Here is a 1,459-nt window from a genome sequence, read left to right as displayed (position 1 = left end):
CTTGGGTTGTCATTAAAATATTGACGCAGCGATGAATAATCGTTAGTGGCAAATAGTTCAACAATAAACAAGTCTTTAACAGCTGCTTGAGCAAATGTGGTATTAGGATAATCTGTGATTATGGTTTCTAGAGTAGTTTTTGATGCTATGAATTCTTCATCCTCAAATTGAGTTTGGCTATCCATATATAGTATTTCTGCGCTTTCGGCCACCCCTTTGCTTAAACCTGGACACCAAGTGGGGTCTGAATCATAAGCTCCTACAGGATATAAATCTACTAAAGGATTAAAAGAGCTTCCTCCCCAGCAATTGTATTCTACATCTATTATAGGTTGTCCACTAGGAGGTAAATTATGATATACTAAAGCATCGTTTGAACCTCCCAAATTATCATTATCTTTTATTACATTATAATGAAATATTTGTGGGACACTATATGAACTCATATATACTTCTTCACCAATATTATCTTTGATAACCTGTGTTTGGCTCTCGTAATTTGCATTACTGTTTCCTATAAGTTGTACAGAAGAATTGTTTAATAACTTTACACCGAGGTCGTTATTTGAGATTTGGTTATTCTCTATAATACCAGATGAACTATAAAATGTAAGAGCAGGTCCATCGATATTTGTTATAGAATTATTTTTCACAAAATAATCTCCTTTTCATGTCCCGAATTCCAAACTTCGATTCCATACATGTAATTATCAATGGTATTATTATCGATATTATATGTATTACAGCCTTCAACACGAATGGCGGTGTAATTGTTTGAATTAGCAAAATCACAATCGCTAATAGTTGCAAGAATACTAGGAGCAAAATTATTATTCTCAATATGAACATACGAATCATCAAATTCACAATTATCAACTAATACACTCCCTTGATTATTCACTCCCATAATTTTTGAACCATTTGAGAAATCTGAATAGGTAATTTCGTAGGTTCCTGAACCATGTAGCCAGAAAGATGATTGGTTATCTAAATTCGCACTGCTTACACTTAATGAAGAGTTATATAAAAGAATCTCAGTATGATCTAAGGTCAAATCGGTATCTATATTTACTGTTGCACCATCTTCTATAATTATTTTTCCATTTGTGAATTCAACGTATTTACCAATTGTTAAGGTAGCTCCAGATTCAACTGTTAATTCAGAACCGTTTAATATATCTACTTTTGAATTCTTCAAGAGAACTAATTCTGATTCAGCTTTTACTGAAAAACTCTTAGAAATCCCGATAATACCTCTATGGCTTTCGTTTGTTGTCATATTGGTATGTAACAAAGTTGGGTATTCTAGGGAAGTATAGGCACTGATTGCTCCTAAGTCTGAAAATAAAGGGGTTTCATCTAGGTCTTCATGATCTGATTCCCAAATCCAAGATTCATATAAACTAATAGGGTTACCCATTTAAGTCTCGTGTAATTTAATCGAAGCGTAAGCAATCGG

General features: G+C 33.2%; 2 protein-coding genes. Both read right to left on the bottom strand.

Annotated elements, in window-relative coordinates; translation table 11 throughout:
* Positions 1–653 (bottom strand): hypothetical protein (locus HNS38_RS20025; RefSeq protein ID WP_172347002.1); only part of this gene is annotated, 653 nt, incomplete at its 3' end.
* The gene (locus tag HNS38_RS20020) at positions 650–1,420 is read right to left on the bottom strand and encodes a hypothetical protein (protein ID WP_172347001.1); all 771 of its coding nucleotides are present in this window, start codon (positions 1,418–1,420) and stop codon (positions 650–652) included. The genes HNS38_RS20025 and HNS38_RS20020, both read right to left, overlap by 4 nt.
* Positions 1,421–1,459: the final 39 nt, after the last annotated feature.

This window comes from Lentimicrobium sp. L6 (genome assembly GCF_013166655.1).
GTDB lineage: Bacteria > Bacteroidota > Bacteroidia > Bacteroidales > UBA12170 > UBA12170.
The sequence above is the reverse complement of the archived record's forward strand: the minus strand, read 5'-3'. Positions and strand labels throughout refer to the sequence as shown.

Excerpts from the sequence above, each read along its gene's own strand:
- HNS38_RS20020 (WP_172347001.1), bottom strand. The coding sequence starts at position 1,420 with ATGGGTAACCCTATTAGTTTATATGAATCTTGGATTTGGGAATCAGAT.